Genomic DNA, 16,855 nt, shown 5'->3' with positions numbered 1-16,855 from the left:
GGGCGATGACAACCGCTGACTCTGCCTCCGGCCAACGTTTCGAACGTGCCCTTGCCAGCCTGCGCGGGCTCTCCGTGGGAGACGCACTGGGCTCCCAGTTCTTTGTGCCCGTCAACTATCCGCTCCTGAAACAGCGCGCACTTCCACCGGGTTCCTGGCAGTGGACGGACGACACCGAGATGGCGTGTTCGGTGCTGGCCGTGCTGTTGGAGCACGAACGGATCGACCAGGACGCGCTCGCCCGCTCCTTCGCCGACCACCATGACTTCGACCGGGGATACGGCCCCGCTGTGAACCGCCTGCTCAGGCTGGTCCGCGAAGGCGCTGACTGGCGGGAGCTGGCGTCGGCCCTGTTCAACGGCCAGGGCTCCTGGGGCAACGGCTCGGCGATGCGCATCGCCCCACTCGGTGCCTGGTACGCGGACGACCCGGAGCAGGCCACACACCAGGCCGAGATCTCCTCGTACACCACGCACCAGCACCGCGAGGCGGTCGTGGGCGCGATGGCCGTCGCGGCGGCTGCCGCACTGGCGGCGGCGACGGCCGGGCCGCCCACCCCGGCGGACCTGCTCGACGGCGTCATCGCGCTCGTGCCGCGCAGCGCCGTCGGTGCCGGACTGCGACGGGCACGCGACATGCTCGACTACGACGACGCCGGTACGGTCGCGGCGGTCCTCGGCAACGGCCGGCGTACCAGCGCACACGACACCGTTCCGTTCGCCCTCTGGTCGGCGGCGCGGAATCTCGGCGATTTCGAGCAGACCTTCTGGGTGACCGCCCAGGCCGGCGGAGACGTCGACACCACCTGCGCGATCGCCGGCGGGGTCGTCGCAGCGAGCAAGGCAGGCGCACCGCCGGCCGACTGGACGGCACGGACGGAGGAGCTGCCGGGCTGGCTCCCTCGGTAGGGCGGCACCAACCGCACCGCCGACGAACGGAGCACCGGCCGGGACCCCGACTGTCACGGTACTGCCACAGCTTCTCCTCGCACGGCGAGGATCAGTGAGGGGAAGCTAATCTCTCGGCCACGGCGCCGTCGATGATCATCCGGGCGGGCGTGCGTCGAAAATGAGACGCCGGGGTGCCCCAGCCACTGCCCTGCGGGCGGTGTGCGCGGACCTCGGTGGGGGAGGGGTCCCATGTCCGATCACACGTCAGAAACGCCCCGGCCGGCCGAAGCCCCCGAGCCGTCCGACCCGTCGGGGCAGGCCGGAACGTCCGAGCAGGCAGCGTTGTCGAAGGCTCCGCTGCCGGAGCCCCGTGGCACCGCTTCCGAGCCGCCGAAAGTGCCGGGATACGCACAACAGGGCGGGCAACAGCATCCGCCCAACCCCTGGCGGCCGAGCAGCCCCCAGCCCTCCGCGCTGTCGACATTGCGCCCGGCCGAGCCCGCCGCCATCCGCGGCGTGACGCTCTGTTGCGTCATTGCCACGGCGATGCTGAGTGCCCTGCTGCTGGGCGACGGTCTCGGCCTGAACGCGCTGATCGTCGCGGTCCCCGCGACGCTCGGGGCCTTCTTCGCCGCGCGGACCGCCGGCCGTCGCCTCCGCCCGTGGACGGCCTTCTGGGCGGTCGGCGGACTGGCGCTCCTCGCCGTCCCGGCCCTTCGGGACGCCGGATGGCCCGTCTTCCTGGCCGTCGTGTCGGCTGTCGCGCTCGGCTCGCTCGCCCTGCACGGCAGTCGCAGCTGGCTCGGGGTGTTCCTGGGGTCGCTGGGCCTGTTCAGCTCCATCGCCGACGGCCTCGCCTGGGGCGGGCGGGGCGTGCGGGCGCGGATGACGGGTTCCCGCAGGCGGTTGGGGGCCGTTCTCCGCAGCGTCGCGGTGGCGGTCGTCCTGCTCATCGTGTTCGGGGCGCTGTTCGCGAGCGCCGATGCCGCCTTCGCCGACGTGCTCGGCAGCCTGATGCCGGACGTGTCGGTCAGCAGCAGCCCGTGGCGGTTCCTCCTCTTCGTGGTCGGCCTGGTCGGTGCGCTCGCCGCCGCTTACGCCGCAGCCGCTCCGGTGCGCTGGGACGGCATCACCGTCCGTCGGGGAAAGGCACGCGGGCGACTGGAGTGGGCCCTGCCGCTCATCGTGCTGAACATGCTGTTCGCCGTCTTCATCGCCGTCCAGCTCACCGTGCTGCTCGGCGGATACGACAAGGTGATGGCCGAGACCGATCTCAGCTACTCCGAGTACGCCCGACAGGGCTTCTGGCAGCTTCTCTGGGCCACCCTGCTCACGTTGCTGGTGATCGCACTCGCCCTGCGCTGGGCCCCTCGCGGGCGGGGGCGCGACCGCACTCTCGTCCGAACCGTGCTCGGCGTGCTGTGCCTGCTCACCCTGATCGTCGTGGCCTCCGCATTGCGGCGGATGGACCTCTACGTCGACGCCTACGGTCTGACCCGGCTGCGGATATCCGTGGCCGCGGTGGAACTCTGGCTGGGCGTGGTGCTCGTCCTGATCATGGCCGCCGGAGTGTTCGGTGCCCGCCTGCTGCCGCGTGCCGTCGCCGCGAGCGCGGCCGTCGGCGTCCTCGCGTTCGGAGTGATCTCGCCGGACGGGCTGATCGCGGAGCAGAACGTCCAGCGGTACCGCGACGATCATTCGATCGACATCGCCTACCTCCGGGACCTCTCGGCCGACGCCGTACCGGCCCTGGACACACTGCCCGAGCCGCTGCGCTCCTGCGCCCTCAGGGACATCGAACGGTCGCTGCGTTCCGACGACGCTCCCTGGTACGCCACCAGCTGGGGCGAGGCACGGGCCCGGGACATCCTGAGGAAGCGGAGTCCGGACGATCCGACGCAGTCCTGCGACGGATCGCGTACGGGTGTCGGGGGCAGTGATCGCGGCGGCGACGAGAGCGATCCGTACGACCCGTACTGACCGGTCCGAGCCGGGTGCGTACGGAGCGCGGGGCCAAGAACGAGTCCGGGAAGGCCGACAGGCGCCCCGGGGTGTTGTCGGCGCCCCCATCGGCGTACGCTGACAGGCGCCATGCCGTACGAACCACCCACGCACACCGTCGAGCGCTCGCTGCGCGCTACCACTGGTGCCAAGACCGTCGCCGGTGTCGACGAGGTCGGACGCGGAGCGTGGGCGGGACCGGTCACCGTGTGTGCGGCCGTCACCGGCCTCCGCAGACCTCCCGCCGGACTCACCGACTCCAAGCTGATCAGCCCCAAGCGCCGTGCGGAGCTGGCGCCTTTGCTGGAGCGCTGGGTCACCGCGTTCGGTCTCGGCGATGCCTCTCCGCAGGAGGTCGACGAGCTCGGGATGACGGCTGCGTTGCGTCTCGCCGCCGTACGCGCCCTCGAAGCCCTGCCGGTGCGGCCGGACGCGGTGATCCTCGACGGCAAGCACGACTATCTGGGACAGCCCTGGCGGGTCCGCACCGTGATCAAGGGCGATCAGTCCTGTATCGCAGTCGCGGCCGCCTCGGTGATCGCGAAGGTCCGCCGGGACGCGATGATGGCCGAACTGGGCGCGGATTCCGGCGAGTACGCCGACTTCGCCTTCGGGGCCAACGCCGGTTACCCGTCGCCTGTACACAGGGCCGCGCTGGAGGAGTGGGGGCCGACACCCCATCACCGGCTTTCGTGGTCCTATCTCGACGCGCTGCCCAGGTGGCAGCACCTCAAGAAGGTCCGCTTCTCCGCCGAGGCGGCTGCACTGGAAAGCGGGGGCCAGCTCGGCTTCGACTTCTGATCGCGCACATGTACCCACCCGCCGACGCCCTGTGCGTCGGCGTTTGATAGACAACCACCCATGCCTCTCATCCCCGAGGAGCCTCAGATTCACGAGAGCGCCCAGGGTCCCCGCGTCACTCCGGCCGCAGGCCGCACCGCGTCGACCCCCCGTCCTGTACCCGGTCCGCGTTCAGCGGCCACGCCGCGTCCCGGTCGTCCCGGGCCCGGCCCCGCGAGGCCCGCGCCCCCGGCGCAGCGCCCGCACCCCACCTCCGACCGTCCCCGGACGGACCGGCCGGAGAATCGTTCCGCACCGCAGATCCAGCTGATCCCCGCCTCGGCGGACGGCGCACTCGACGCCGCCGACGAAGCCGTGGATCTGCTGCTCGACTCCGGCCGCGCACCGGGCGACATCCTGGTGCTCACCACCGGCGAGCAGCACCCGTGGGCCGCGCACGAACTCTCCTTCGGAGAAGCCGCCTACTGGGCGCAGCACGAGGCCGGTGACGATGTCTTCTTCGCCGGTGCCGCAGCCGCGGACCGGGTGAAGACGCGTCCGGTGGTGATCGTCGCCGTCAACGGCGGTGACGCCGTCGACGGCGCGCTGACCGGAGCGCAGGAACGTGCCGGAGCACTGCTGATCGTGTGCGGGGAGCCGCAGCGGATCAACACGGTGCTCGGCGTCGGAGTCTGATCCGCGGGACACACCGGGCCGCGGTGGCCCGGCTGCCCGACAGGGCGGCCGGGCCCGCGGCCACGGGTCATCGGGCCGCGGTGCGCCGCAGCGCCTGCGCCGTACCGCCACCGGTGCGCAGCGGAGCCGGATCCCGGCCGAGCGAGGTGTCGGCGAGAGCGGACGGCTGCAAGGTGGAGCTGGGGCGGCGCCCGCCACGGCCCTCGCCCAGCACCTGCCAACCGGCCTGGGTCAGCGTGATGTACGCGCCGCACCGCAGGCCGTGCAGCGTGCAGGCGTCCCGCAGACCCCACATCCACGCCCCGTCCTCCTCTGTCCAACGCTCGTCGCCCTCACGGCAGTAGAGGAGCACTGCGGTACGGACGGGCGTGCGGCGGCGAAGATCGTGCGGGATGACCCGGCGCAGGTGCGCCAGCAGCGCGTTGCGGAACTCCCAGCCGTCCGCGGCCGAGGAGCGGCGGGCGAACGAAGCGCTGGCCGTGAGGCGTTCCTCATGGTCGAGTACGGCGACCACAGCGGTCGTCGGGGTCGGCCTGTGCCGGGCGTGCAGGCCGCTGACGACCTCGCGGGGACTGCGCAGCAACGGTATGCCCGCTTCGGCCCACTCGGCCGGTTCGAGCATCCTGGCAAGACGGTTGGCGGAGTCGGCGGACGCCGACATCGAAGTGGCTGCGGACGGAGCGAATCCGAAGGTCACGATCCTCCCTTCGCATACGCGCCCATGGTGCGGGCAGGGTCGAGTGAGGGCGCACCGCGGCACAGCCCTTCCGGGCCGCGAAAGGGACTGTGCGGGGAGCGAGTCCAATTCTTCCTGGCGTATCGGCAGGCGGCAACGAGCAATTGGCACAGGTGACGGGAATCAGCCGGAATGACTCTGATATCCCTGCCCACGCCATGCCCGGATGACGCCTCCCGTCACGCCTGAATGGCGAGGACCAGCGGAAACACCCACTCCGCCCCCGCCCCGGCGACAGCCCCGCTGCCACGCTCGGCGTCCGGCGGGCGCCCGGGAGATCATCCGGGTGTCATGTGGGGTGGATTCGCGGATTGTCGGTGCCATCGGGTTGCATGGAGGCATGGACAACCTGGAGCTCCGCGCCGAAGCCGATGCCATCCTCGCCGAGCTCGTCGGCGACCCGGGGGGTTCGGCGCGGCTGCGGGAGGACCAGTGGCAGGCGGTGGCGGCTCTGGTGGAGGAGCGCAGGCGTGCGCTGGTGGTGCAGCGCACGGGGTGGGGCAAGTCGGCGGTGTACTTCGTCGCCACCGCGCTGCTGCGCCGCCGTGGCTCCGGGCCCACGGTGATCGTCTCGCCGCTGCTGGCGCTGATGCGTAACCAGGTCGAGTCGGCGGCGCGGGCCGGTATCCGGGCGCGCACCATCAACTCGGCCAACCCGGAGGAGTGGGACACCATCTATGAGGAGGTCGAGCGCGGCGACACGGACGTTCTCCTCGTAAGTCCGGAACGTCTCAACTCTGTTGATTTCCGTGATCAGGTGCTGCCCAAGCTCGCGGCCACCACCGGTCTGCTGGTGGTGGACGAGGCGCACTGCATCTCCGACTGGGGGCATGACTTCCGGCCCGACTACCGCCGGTTGCGGTCGATGCTCGCCGAGCTCGCTCCCGGCGTGCCGGTGCTGGCCACCACCGCGACCGCGAACGCGCGGGTCACCGCGGACGTGGCCGATCAGCTGGGTACCGGTGCCGGTGAAGCCCTGGTGCTGCGCGGCCCGCTCGATCGGGAGAGCCTGCGGCTGGGCGTCGTCCAGCTACCGGACGCCCCGCACCGGCTGGCCTGGCTCGCCGAGCATCTGGACGAGCTGCCGGGCTCCGGGATCATCTACACGCTCACCGTCGCCGCGGCCGAGGAGGCCACCGCCTTTCTGCGGCAGCGCGGCTTCCGCGTCGCCTCGTACACCGGAAGGACAGAGAACGCCGACCGGCTGCAGGCCGAGGTCGACCTGCAGGAGAACCGGGTCAAGGCCCTGGTCGCGACTTCGGCCCTGGGCATGGGCTTCGACAAGCCGGACCTGGGGTTCGTGGTCCATCTCGGCTCGCCGTCCTCGCCGATCGCCTACTACCAGCAGGTGGGGCGTGCGGGGCGCGGGGTGGCCCACGCCGATGTGCTGCTGCTGCCGGGCAAGGAGGACGAGGCCATCTGGCGCTACTTCGCCGATACCGCCTTCCCGCCCGAGGCGCAGGTCCGGCAGACCCTCTCGGCCCTCGCGGCTGCGGGACGCCCCCTGTCCGTGCCGGCCCTGGAAGCGGCGGTGGATCTTCGGCGCACCCGTCTGGAGTCGATGCTGAAGGTGCTGGATGTCGACGGCGCGGTCAAGCGGGTGAAGGGTGGCTGGACGGCCACGGGGGCCGAGTGGGTGTACGAGGCCGAACGCTACGCGTGGGTGGCGCGGCAGCGGGCAGCCGAGCAGCAGGCCATGCGCGATTACGCGAGCACGTCCCAGTGCCGGATGGAGTTCCTGCGCCGGCAGCTGGACGACGAGGGAGCGGCCCCGTGCGGCCGTTGCGACAACTGCGCGGGGGCCTGGGCCGATACAGCCGTTTCGGCTGAGACCTTGACGGGCGCGGCGAAGGAGCTGGACCGCCCGGGGGTGGAGGTCGAGCCGCGCCGCATGTGGCCCACGGGGATGCCCGCACTGGGCATCGACCTCAAGGGCCGTATCCCGGCCAGGGAGCAGTGCTCCACCGGGCGTGCCCTGGGGCGGCTCTCGGACATCGGCTGGGGCAACCGGCTGCGCCCGCTGCTGGCCGAGAACACGCCCGATGGGCCGGTCCCGGACGACGTCCTGCAGGCCGCGGTGGCGGTCCTCGCCGACTGGGCGCGCTCCTCGGGCGGCTGGGCGCCGAACGTCCCGGACGCCTCCGCCCGGCCGGTGGGAGTCGTCGCCGTACCGTCCCTGAGCCGCCCGCAACTGGTCGCTTCCCTCGCCCAGGGAATCGCGGCCATCGGCCGTCTTCCCTTCCTCGGCACCCTCACGTACACCGGGCCGAGCGGTGCGCACACGGCACGCCGCAGCAATTCGGCCCAACGCCTCAGGGCGCTCTCCGGCGCGTTCGCCGTCCCCGGGGAGCTGGCCGCCTCCCTGGCCCGCACCCCTGGCCCCGTCCTGCTCGTGGACGACTGCACCGACTCCGGCTGGACCCTCGCCGTCGCTGCCCGCCTGCTCCGGCAGGCAGGCAGCGAACAGGTACTTCCCCTGGTCCTGGCCGCGGCGGGCTGAGATCTTCCGTGGCCGTGCCACGGTGGCCTACTCGCGCCTTTGGCGTGGACGGGGTGCGGTTGTTCGTAGAGGGCGAGCGGCCCGGTTGCGACGCGGCGTCACCGGGCGCGCCCGAAGCAGGCGTACGGGAAGTGGACGACGTCAGGGAGACGGGCGGACCGAATCGTCGTCCGACGTAGTGGCCGGTGAGGCACCGGCAGTTCTCCGACCGACTACCGGATTCCCGGATCGGATGCCGACTCCGGGCGGCGCCGATGCCGTGCCGCTCAGCCCGTTGCGTGCGATGCCGTACTCCCGGGAGCGATCGCCGGCCCCGGGCGAGGAGGTGGCGGCCCGGAATTCCTGCTGTGTCCCGGCGCGACGGCGCGCCGGGACAGGCTCGCCGCGCGCAGTGGCAGCTCCTCGGCCTCGCGGGCCAGTTCAGCCGCCCGCCGCAGCAGGTTCGTGGCCTCGGGCCGGTCGACGGCCAGGTGCTTGTCGACGAAGGTCATGGCTCCCATGCAACCAGACGGCTACGACACATGGCGAACGACTCCGCCCCCCTGTGGACAAAGTTATCCACAGGGGTCGCGGAATCCGGCTGCCCGCGGGACGGTCATGCCATGAACCAGCACCACGAATCCACCGGTCCGGCCGATGAGCAGCAGATCACCCTGCGAGGACCTGCCGAGCTCGCCGATGCCCTCCCCTATCTCATGGGGTTCCATCCGAACGACAGCGTGATCATGGTCGCTCTGCACGGCGGCAGGGGCCGCTTCGGCGGCCGGCTCAGGCTCGGCATCCCGCAGTCGCCCCAGGAATGGGCGCCCGTCGCCGAGCAGCTTGCCGAGTGCTTGATCAAGGGGAGCGAGCGGCGTGGGGAGCGCCCCGACGCGATCGTCATCTTCCTCTGCCAGGATCCCGCCGAGGGCGAGTCCGGCAGCCAGATCATGGAGCGGCTGCGGCCTCTCGCCCAGCGTCTGCGTACTGCCTGCGGCACGCTGGACGTACCGGTGCTCGAAGCGCTCTGTATCTCTGACGGCCGGTACTGGTCCTACTGCTGTCCGGACGAGCGCTGCTGCCCGACGGAGGGGAACCGGATGGCCATGCCGGGCACTTCGGTGATGGCCGCCGCTGCCGCCTACGCGGGCATCCAAGTACGCGGATCGTTGCGGGAGATGGAGGCGAGGCTCGTACCGCTGGAGACCTCGGCGGCGGCAGGCCAGCAACGCGCACTCGACTCTGCGGGTGCCGAGTTGATGCCCAGGCTCCTCGACGAAGCGGGACGCGAGGAGGTGGCCCGGGAGACCCTGGGCCTTGCCCGGCAGCTCATGAAACGTCTCAGGGAGGCCCCGGTGGCGGCGCCCTCCGCCTCGGACATCGATGACGACCGGCTGATCAGCCATGACGAGGCAGCCGCAGTGATTCTCGGCCTGCAGGACCGGGAAACCCGCGACAGGGCCGCGGAATGGATGGAAGGTCCGGAAGCCGATTCGGCGTTGCGGCTCTGGCGCGCACTGTCCCGTCGGTGCGTGGCACCGTACGAGGAGCATGCCGCGGCGCCACTGACCCTGGCTGGATGGGTCTCGTGGTCGACGGGCGATGAACCGGGCGCGCGAGTCGCTTTGGGCCTCGCCCTGCGGATGGATCCCGCGTACACCTTTGCCCAGCTTCTTCACGAGGCGTGCAACCAGGGCCTCGACCCGGAGACCCTGCGCCGATGCCTGCGCGGGGAGCGCAGTGCGCGAACGGGGCGGCACCGGCGGCGGACGGACCGGAGCGCGCGACCCCGCGCGGCGCGGCCGGCCGCCACCCGCCGGAAGAAGGCCCCGTCCGGCTCCGCCCGTCCCGAATCGGCGGCCATCCGGCGTCGGTCCGGGCGAGCGACCCCCACCCGGCGCGTATCCGGTGGCGAGGGCTGACCCGTATGCCCCGTCGCCCGCGGCACCTCGCGGCACCTCCGTGTATCGAGGTCCTCGACCGGACCTCCGCCGCCGGTGTGCGGAACGCGACGTCGCACCGGAGGCTGCCGGAGACGACGGTGCCGTGATGACAAGCGTTCTGGCGTTCTGCCAGGACGCGCCATGACGGACGGAGATCACGATGACGGGAGAGATGGCATGGGGAGGGCGGGAGACACGACATGCGGAAGGACGACGAAGAGCGCCTCGAAGAGCACCGCGAAGGGAGTGTTTATCGTCAGGCAGACGACTATGATCACCGCATGCCGCCCTACGACCCGTCGACCTTCCCGCCCTTCGCTGTCACCGTCGACCTGGTCGTGCTCACGGTGCGCCGCCACGCGCTCTGCGCGCTGGTGGTACGCCGTGGTGAGCCACCGTTCCAGGGACGATGGGCACTGCCCGGCGGGTTCGTCAGAGCCGATGAGGATCTCGGAGCCGCAGCAGCGCGCGAACTCGTCGAGGAGACCGGCCTGTGCGCCCAGGACCCGGCAGCTCCGGCGATCGGGAACGGCGCCCACCTCGAACAGCTCGCCACCTACGGCGACCCCGCTCGTGACCCCCGGATGCGAGTCGTCAGCGTCGCCCATCTCGCCCTGGCCCCCGATCTGCCGGCCCCACGGGCGGGCGGCGATGCGAACAGCGCACGATGGGCACCTGTCGACGATCTGCTCGGAGCGGAGGGGAGCTTCGGGCACGAGGGCGAGAACCAGGCCCCGCTGGCCTTCGACCATGCACAGATCCTTGCCGACGGTGTCGAACGCGCCCGCTCCAAGATCGAATACTCCTCCCTGGCCACCGCCTTCTGCCCGCCGGCGTTCACGGTCGGCGAGCTCCGGAGGGTGTACGAGGCGGTGTGGGGGGTGGTCCTCGACCCGCGGAACTTCCATCGCAAGGTGACGGGCACCCCCGGCTTCCTGATGCCCACCGGCGGGACGACCACTCGCCAGGGCGGACGCCCGGCCCAGCTCTTCCGGGCCGGTGCGGCCACCGTGCTCAACCCTCCGATGCTGAGGCCGGAAGTCTGACCTCGCGGAACGCCCACAGGATTGGTGCTGCGCGAAAAGTCGGATATGTCGCGTTATCTTTCTGCGGTACCCGCCCTGCCGCCGAGCGGTCTCACCTTCCGCGAGAGAAGCGATGCTCCAGGCCATCGGACTCACCAGCACCCCCCGCCGCGGCATTCCGGCCGCCGTGGACGATCTCACCTTCGAAGCCCGGCCCGGCCGCGTCACCGCGCTTCTGGGCGCCCCCGGCTCGGGCAAGACCTCAGCTCTCCGCCTCATGCTCGAGCTCGACCCGGGGCGGGGGGTCACCTACTTCCGGGGCAGACCGATGCACCGGATCCCGCACCCCGCGAGTGAGGTGGGCGTGCTGCTCGGGGACGTGCCGGGTCACCCCGCCCGTACCGCTCGCGGTCAGCTCCGGATGCTCTGCGCCGCTGCGGGTGTACCTGCAACGCGGGCCGATGAACTGCTCGAGCTCGTAGGTCTTGCCGGACTCGGGGACCAGCGCATCGGCACGCTCTCGCTCGGCATGGACCGACGCCTCGCCCTCGCCTCAGCACTGCTTGGTGATCCGCATACGCTCGTCCTCGACGATCCGGCGGAAGGCCTCACTCCGCGCGAGGGTTGTTGGCTGCACGGGCTGTTGCAGGCCCATGCGGCCCGGGGCGGGACCGTTCTGTACACCACGACGGACCCCAAGGAGGCCGCGCGGGCCGCCGACCATGTGGTCGTCGTCGACGGAGGCCGCCTTGTCGCCGACCAGGACGCCGGGGACTTCTCGCGGACCCGCCTCCGCCCCCGGGTCGCGGTCCGGACCCCGCACGCGGCCCGCCTCGCGGCGGTCGTCAGCCGAGAGGCCCGAGCGTCCCGGCGCTCGGTCGAGGTGGTCACCGAAGCCGGTGGCCGCCTCGCCGTGTACGGCTCCACCTGCGCGGAAATCGGTGACACTGCGTTCCGCCACGGGCTCCCGGTGCACCAACTGGCCGACGAGATCGACGATCCCGGCTCCATCGTGCCCCGGGGCGGCACGAGCCCCGCAGAGCCCGCGGGCTCCACGGAACGCGCAGACCCGGCAGATCCAGCGAATCCCGGAGATCCAGCAAATCGCGCAGCCCTCGCAAGGCCTGATGGCGGCGCAGGCTCACGCGATCCGCGACCGGTCGCGAAGGCGTCGGGTCCGGATCCGGCACCACCCATCCGGCGTCGCCCGGCCCGTGGTCCGCTTCATCCGCTGCGCTACGAACTGCGCCGTCTGCTCGGCGTCAGAACAACAACCTTGATCATGACCGCTGTCCTGGTCGTCTCCGTCGGACTATCCGTGCTCCTCGCCCGCACCGGCCATGCTCCGTTGCCGAAAGTGCTGGCGGCCTGGCCGTCGCTGCTGCCGCTGCCGCCCGCGGCGGTCGGGGCCGGGCTGCTCGGCGCCCTCTCGTTCGGTGACGAATTCCGCTACCCCGCGCTTGCCGCGGGTCGAGGCACCGTCCCCCGCCGCCTGGGGCTGCTTCTGGCCAAACTGGTGGTGTCCGCGGGCGTCGCCGTGGTGCTCGCTCTGGCCGTCGCACTGGTCTCCGCCGAAACCCTTCGCCTCGTGTACGGCCACAGTTGGGTCCATGTCCCGCCGAATCCGGTTTCCCTCGGTGCGAGTTGGGTGGCGCTGACCGTGGGCTGTGCCTGGGCGGGCCTCTTGGCCGCCGGAGTCTTCAGGGTGACGACGGCCGGCGTCGCCGCGGTGCTTGCCGTTCCTGTACTTGTCGTACCGCTTGTCCAGAAGGTGCTGATGGTGCCGGGATCCCGTCCGGTCGCCGGACTTACGGCCCGATTCCGCGAGCTGATGTGGCCGCGCTGGCCGCATGAGACGGACCGATGGGTGGCAGTCGTCGTGGGCGTCCTGGCACATCCGGTGGGGGCCGCATTGGTGTTGTCGCTCTCGGCCCTGGTCTTCGCCTATCTGTTCACCAGCCTTCATGGCAGGGCTCGCTGGCGGTCTCAGAGTGCCGCCGGATCGGGTCAGGCCTCGTAACCTCCACGAAGATGCCCGGTTTATACCAGTAAAGCGTCAATTGGGGGGCGGGTGCCGATCACCCTTTCGTGTGCTTTTCACCAAAGACCTCAAGAGCCGGGTGAGCTGCGCCGACAAAGGATGCGTGAGTACCCTTGCGCACACCATGATGACCGCCGCCCGCTCCGCCGATTCCGGCCTCGCCGGCCCGGGTGAACTCGATCGCTACCCGTACGCGGAGGCGCCGGCCGGCGAGCGTGCCGCTCTTCGTTCCTGGGACGGCCCCGACGTCGACCTCGGCCGGGTGAGCCGACGGGGCTCGGCCAGCCGGGGCCGCGGCCTCCACGGCCAACTCGTTCAGCAGCTGGGTCAGATGATCGTTTCCGGTGACCTGGGCGCCGACCGTCCTCTGGTGCCGGAGGAGATTGGTCAGCGTTTCGAGGTCTCCCGCACCGTAGTACGCGAATCACTGCGTGTTCTCGAGGCCAAAGGCCTGGTCAGCGCCCGGCCCAATGTCGGCACCCGGGTCCGCCCCGTCAGCGACTGGAACCTGCTGGATCCCGACATCATCGAATGGCGTGCCTTCGGTCCTCAGCGCGAGGACCAGCGTCGCGAGCTCGGGGAGCTCCGGTGGACGATCGAGCCTCTCGCCGCGCGCCTCGCTGCGGGCCATGGCCGCGAGGACATCCAGCAGCGTCTCGGTGACATGGTGGAGATCATGGGGCACGCGGTCGGGCAGGGGGATGCGATCACCTGCTCCCGGGCCGATGCGGAGTTCCACTCCCTGCTCATCCAGGCGGCGGGCAATCGCATGCTGGAGCACCTCTCCGGCATCGTTTCCGCGGCGCTGCAGGTCTCGGGCGGCCCGGTCACGGGCTGTGACCGCCCCAGTGAGGCATCCCTCGGCCACCACGCCCGGATCGTCGATGCCCTCGCGTCCGGTGATGCGGCGGGCGCCGAAGCGGCCATGCGTCAACTGCTCGTCGTCCACCCCGAGGTGGAGCGTGTGGTGCCCGCGCCCCGCGAGCACTGAGCACAGCACGGCTGGGGCGTGTGAACCGCGTGTCGCCGGGCCGCCACGGTCCGGCGGCGCAGTTTGCGGGGTTTTTGCGCCCTTGGTCGCGTTCATCGCAAATGAGGTGTGACTCGGGCCACGCGGATTGGGCGTAACACTCCTCGAAACAGTGCGATGACTTAAGAGGTGACCGCCGCGGAAGGAATACAGCAGCCATTCAGTGCGCTGTGCAGTTCTGAGGCCAAACCCGCGCCGCCGGTACATTCCCAGCCCGGTGGTCGTCGGCTCAAGCCCTTTTCGGGCCGGGCCGGAAGCCGTTTCCATCGTTCCGAGAGGTTGTTCGTGTCGGCCAGCACATCCCGTACGCTCCCGCCGGAGATCGCCGAGTCCGAGTCTGTGATGGCGCTCATCGAGCGGGGAAAGGCTGATGGGCAGATCGCCGGCGATGACGTGCGTCGGGCCTTCGAGGCTGACCAGATTCCGCCAACCCAGTGGAAGAATGTTCTGCGCAGCCTCAACCAGATCCTCGAGGAAGAGGGTGTGACGCTGATGGTCAGTGCCGCGGAGCCGTCCAAACGTGCCCGCAAGAGCGTCGCAGCAAAGAGCCCGGTCAAGCGCACCGCCACCAAGACTGTCGCGGCCAAGACAACCGTGACCAGGACGGTCGCGGCCACTGCCGCCCCGTCGGCAGAGACCGTGGACGTGGTGGCTGACGACGCTGCCGCGGCCGGCCCTGCGAAGAAGGCAGCAGCCAAGAAGACGGCTGCCAAGAAGACCGCCGTGAAGAAGACGGTGGCCAAGAAGACAGCAACGAAGAAGTCCGGAAAGCAGGACGACGAGCTCCTCGACGGCGACGAGGCGGCCGAGGAAGTAAAGGCCGGCAAGGGCGAGGAAGAGGAGGGCGAGGGCGAGAACAAGGGCTTCGTCCTCTCCGACGACGACGAGGACGACGCACCTGCGCAGCAGGTCGCCGTCGCCGGCGCCACCGCCGACCCGGTCAAGGACTACCTGAAGCAGATCGGCAAGGTTCCCCTCCTCAATGCCGAGCAGGAGGTCGAGCTCGCCAAGCGGATCGAGGCCGGTCTGTTCGCCGAGGACAAGCTGGCGAACTCCGACAAGCTCGCTCCGAAGCTCAAGCGCGAGCTGGAGATCATCGCCGAGGACGGCCGCCGCGCCAAGAACCACCTGCTGGAGGCCAACCTCCGTCTCGTGGTGTCGCTGGCCAAGCGCTACACGGGCCGCGGCATGCTCTTCCTGGACCTCATCCAGGAAGGCAACCTCGGTCTGATCCGCGCGGTCGAGAAATTTGACTACACCAAGGGCTACAAGTTCTCCACGTACGCCACCTGGTGGATCCGTCAGGCAATCACCCGCGCCATGGCCGACCAGGCCCGCACCATCCGTATCCCGGTGCACATGGTCGAGGTCATCAACAAGCTCGCCCGTGTGCAGCGCCAGATGCTCCAGGACCTGGGTCGTGAGCCCACGCCGGAGGAGCTGGCCAAGGAACTCGACATGACCCCCGAGAAGGTCATCGAGGTCCAGAAGTACGGTCGTGAGCCGATCTCCCTCCACACCCCGCTGGGTGAGGACGGGGACAGCGAGTTCGGTGACCTGATCGAGGACTCCGAGGCGGTCGTCCCGGCCGACGCGGTCAGCTTCACGCTCCTCCAGGAGCAGCTGCACTCGGTGCTCGACACGCTCTCCGAGCGTGAGGCGGGCGTGGTCTCGATGCGCTTCGGGCTCACCGACGGCCAGCCGAAGACCCTGGACGAGATCGGCAAGGTCTACGGCGTGACGCGTGAGCGCATCCGTCAGATCGAGTCGAAGACCATGTCGAAGCTGCGTCACCCGTCGCGTTCGCAGGTGCTGCGCGACTACCTCGACTAGGTCGCAGGAGTACACGGGCCGAGGGCCCGGATCCCCGTGGGGGAGCCGGGCCCTCGGCCTATCAACGCGTGCGGTCGGCGACGGGCGGGATGACTCTGGGTGGGATTGGTTCACCACAGAGTCAGGAGTGCGCATGTCCCGTACCGTCTTCCGCGCCCTGACCGGGGCGTTCGCCCTGGTCGCCGCCACAGCCCTGATACCGCTCGGATCTTCCGCCCGGGCGGCCGAGGACGGCATCGTCATCGGTGGTCAGCCCGCACATGTCAAGGACAGCCCCTGGGTTGTGGCACTGTCCAGCCGCGACCGGTTCGGAGCGGCGCGCGCCGGCCAGTTCTGCGGTGGTGTCGTGGTGGCGCCGAAGAAGGTGCTGACCGCTGCGCACTGTCTGAGCCGGGAGGCGCTCGGCATGGATGTCGGCAGCGTGCGCGATCTGCGGATCATCGCGGGCCGCGACGCCCTGCTCGGGACCGGAGGTCAGGAGATACGGGTGAAGGGGACGTGGACCAATCCCGAGTTCGACCCCGCCACGAACGCGGGGGACCTGGCCGTGCTCACCCTCGCCGACGCGCTCCCCGGGAAGAGTGCGATCCCGATGGCCGGATCCGGTGACACGGCGTACGTACCGGGCACCGAGGCGGACGTCTACGGGTGGGGTGACACGACGGGCAACAGCGACTACGCGTCGTCGCTGCGGTCCGCGAAAGTGAGCGTTCTGCCGGACACGGCGTGCGCGCAGGCCTACCCGGGTGGCAGGAACGGCACGTATGACGCCTCAGCGATGCTCTGCGCGGGCGAACTCCTGGGCGGGTACGACGCATGCCAGGGCGACAGCGGCGGGCCGCTGGTGGCCCGTGGGCGGCTCATCGGGCTGGTGTCCTGGGGGAACGGCTGTGCTCGGGCGGGGAGCCCCGGCGTGTACACACGGATTTCCGCCGCGATCGGCTGGATGCCGAAAGTCGACTGAACGACATCACCGCGCAGGTACGAGAACAGGCGGCTCCCCTTTCGGGGAGCCGCCCGTCGGCCGGTCCGGGACCTGGCCCGTGCTCGTCGTGGATGCGAGGTGTCAGTGTTGTTCCTCTTCGGCGGCTTGGGCCTGTACAGCCGTGAGCCGGTCCGTCTCATCCTGTATTTCCGCGGCGATCTTCTTGAGTTCCGGCTCGAACTTGCGACCGTGGTGGGCGCAGAAGAGCAGTTCACCGCCGCTGATCAGGACGACGCGCAGATATGCCTGGGCGCCGCAACGGTCACAGCGGTCTGCTGCGGTCAGCGGGCTCGCGGGGGTCAGAACAGTAGTCACGTCGCCTCTTCTCTAGCTCGACGAGCTGTCGTACCAGGGTCAACATCCAACCAGGCCGAAAACGTTCCCGCTCGTGGCTTTTCTTCGAAACTTCTTCTCGA

General features: G+C 70.4%; 14 protein-coding genes. 11 read left to right on the top strand and 3 right to left on the bottom strand.

Annotated features, from left to right (window positions below; genetic code table 11):
* Positions 1–5 precede the first annotated feature (5 nt).
* The 4 genes from OG520_RS09955 to OG520_RS09940 all read left to right on the top strand — a co-directional run bounded on the left by OG520_RS09955 (position 6) and on the right by OG520_RS09940 (position 4,367).
* On the top strand, positions 6–908 hold the full coding sequence (locus OG520_RS09955; RefSeq protein ID WP_399330411.1) for an ADP-ribosylglycohydrolase family protein: 903 nt from the start codon (positions 6–8) through the stop codon (positions 906–908).
* 231 nt (positions 909–1,139) lie between these two features.
* The gene (locus OG520_RS09950) at positions 1,140–2,870 is read left to right on the top strand and encodes a DUF4153 domain-containing protein (RefSeq protein WP_406012932.1); all 1,731 of its coding nucleotides are present in this window, start codon (positions 1,140–1,142) and stop codon (positions 2,868–2,870) included.
* Between the two features lie 111 nt (positions 2,871–2,981).
* On the top strand, positions 2,982–3,692 hold the full coding sequence (locus OG520_RS09945; protein WP_406012931.1) for a ribonuclease HII: 711 nt from the start codon (positions 2,982–2,984) through the stop codon (positions 3,690–3,692).
* A gap of 60 nt (positions 3,693–3,752) precedes the next feature.
* Positions 3,753–4,367, top strand: coding sequence for a hypothetical protein (locus OG520_RS09940; protein ID WP_406012930.1), 615 nt, complete (start codon positions 3,753–3,755; stop codon positions 4,365–4,367).
* A 67-nt stretch (positions 4,368–4,434) separates the two neighbouring features.
* On the opposite strand, the gene OG520_RS09935 is transcribed toward OG520_RS09940, so the two are convergent.
* Positions 4,435–5,064 carry a hypothetical protein gene (locus tag OG520_RS09935; RefSeq protein WP_399330415.1) on the bottom strand — a complete coding sequence of 210 codons (630 nt, stop codon included), beginning with the start codon at positions 5,062–5,064 and terminating at the stop codon, positions 4,435–4,437.
* 379 nt (positions 5,065–5,443) lie between these two features.
* On the opposite strand from OG520_RS09935, the gene OG520_RS09930 reads away from it, so the two are divergent.
* Positions 5,444–7,603 (top strand): RecQ family ATP-dependent DNA helicase, encoded by a 2,160-nt coding sequence (locus tag OG520_RS09930; RefSeq protein ID WP_406012929.1) that lies wholly within the window; start codon positions 5,444–5,446, stop codon positions 7,601–7,603.
* Between the two features lie 266 nt (positions 7,604–7,869).
* Here OG520_RS09930 and OG520_RS09925 read toward each other — a convergent pair whose 3' ends face one another.
* Positions 7,870–8,094 carry a hypothetical protein gene (locus tag OG520_RS09925; protein WP_406012928.1) on the bottom strand — a complete coding sequence of 75 codons (225 nt, stop codon included), beginning with the start codon at positions 8,092–8,094 and terminating at the stop codon, positions 7,870–7,872.
* Positions 8,095–8,205: 111 nt separating this feature from the next.
* Here OG520_RS09925 and OG520_RS09920 point away from each other — a divergent pair, with 111 nt between their 5' ends.
* The 6 genes from OG520_RS09920 (at position 8,206) to OG520_RS09895 (ending at position 16,418) form a co-directional block, all read left to right on the top strand.
* The gene (locus tag OG520_RS09920) at positions 8,206–9,504 is read left to right on the top strand and encodes a DUF4192 domain-containing protein (protein WP_406012927.1); all 1,299 of its coding nucleotides are present in this window, start codon (positions 8,206–8,208) and stop codon (positions 9,502–9,504) included.
* Between the two features lie 302 nt (positions 9,505–9,806).
* Positions 9,807–10,571, top strand: coding sequence for an NUDIX domain-containing protein (locus tag OG520_RS09915; RefSeq protein ID WP_406012926.1), 765 nt, complete (start codon positions 9,807–9,809; stop codon positions 10,569–10,571).
* A gap of 112 nt (positions 10,572–10,683) precedes the next feature.
* Positions 10,684–12,570: an ATP-binding cassette domain-containing protein gene (locus OG520_RS09910; protein ID WP_406012925.1), complete on the top strand. Its 1,887-nt coding sequence runs from the start codon at positions 10,684–10,686 to the stop codon at positions 12,568–12,570.
* Between the two features lie 124 nt (positions 12,571–12,694).
* Positions 12,695–13,582: a FadR/GntR family transcriptional regulator gene (locus tag OG520_RS09905; protein ID WP_389981187.1), complete on the top strand. Its 888-nt coding sequence runs from the start codon at positions 12,695–12,697 to the stop codon at positions 13,580–13,582.
* A 324-nt stretch (positions 13,583–13,906) separates the two neighbouring features.
* Entirely contained in the window at positions 13,907–15,454 is a 1,548-nt protein-coding gene (locus OG520_RS09900; RefSeq protein ID WP_406012924.1) for an RNA polymerase sigma factor, read from the top strand.
* Between the two features lie 133 nt (positions 15,455–15,587).
* Positions 15,588–16,418, top strand: coding sequence for a S1 family peptidase (locus tag OG520_RS09895; RefSeq protein ID WP_406012923.1), 831 nt, complete (start codon positions 15,588–15,590; stop codon positions 16,416–16,418).
* Between the two features lie 102 nt (positions 16,419–16,520).
* On the opposite strand, the gene OG520_RS09890 is transcribed toward OG520_RS09895, so the two are convergent.
* Positions 16,521–16,754, bottom strand: a complete 234-nt coding sequence (locus OG520_RS09890; protein WP_024489001.1) for a hypothetical protein — start codon at positions 16,752–16,754, stop codon at positions 16,521–16,523.
* Positions 16,755–16,855: the final 101 nt, after the last annotated feature.

It is taken from the genome of Streptomyces sp. NBC_00984, assembly GCF_045162475.1.
In the GTDB taxonomy this organism is placed as follows: Bacteria; Actinomycetota; Actinomycetes; order Streptomycetales; family Streptomycetaceae; genus Streptomyces.
This window is presented reverse-complemented; position numbering and strand designations above follow the sequence as displayed.

Coding starts and splice junctions, on each gene's coding strand:
- OG520_RS09915 (WP_406012926.1), top strand. CDS start 9,807: ATGCCGCCCTACGACCCGTCGACCTTCCCGCCCTTCGCTGTCACCGTC.
- OG520_RS09945 (WP_406012931.1), top strand. CDS start 2,982: ATGCCGTACGAACCACCCACGCACACCGTCGAGCGCTCGCTGCGCGCT.
- OG520_RS09940 (WP_406012930.1), top strand. CDS start 3,753: ATGCCTCTCATCCCCGAGGAGCCTCAGATTCACGAGAGCGCCCAGGGT.
- OG520_RS09950 (WP_406012932.1), top strand. CDS start 1,140: ATGTCCGATCACACGTCAGAAACGCCCCGGCCGGCCGAAGCCCCCGAG.
- OG520_RS09925 (WP_406012928.1), bottom strand. CDS start 8,094: ATGACCTTCGTCGACAAGCACCTGGCCGTCGACCGGCCCGAGGCCACG.
- OG520_RS09910 (WP_406012925.1), top strand. CDS start 10,684: ATGCTCCAGGCCATCGGACTCACCAGCACCCCCCGCCGCGGCATTCCG.
- OG520_RS09920 (WP_406012927.1), top strand. CDS start 8,206: ATGAACCAGCACCACGAATCCACCGGTCCGGCCGATGAGCAGCAGATC.
- OG520_RS09930 (WP_406012929.1), top strand. CDS start 5,444: ATGGACAACCTGGAGCTCCGCGCCGAAGCCGATGCCATCCTCGCCGAG.
- OG520_RS09895 (WP_406012923.1), top strand. CDS start 15,588: ATGTCCCGTACCGTCTTCCGCGCCCTGACCGGGGCGTTCGCCCTGGTC.
- OG520_RS09955 (WP_399330411.1), top strand. CDS start 6: ATGACAACCGCTGACTCTGCCTCCGGCCAACGTTTCGAACGTGCCCTT.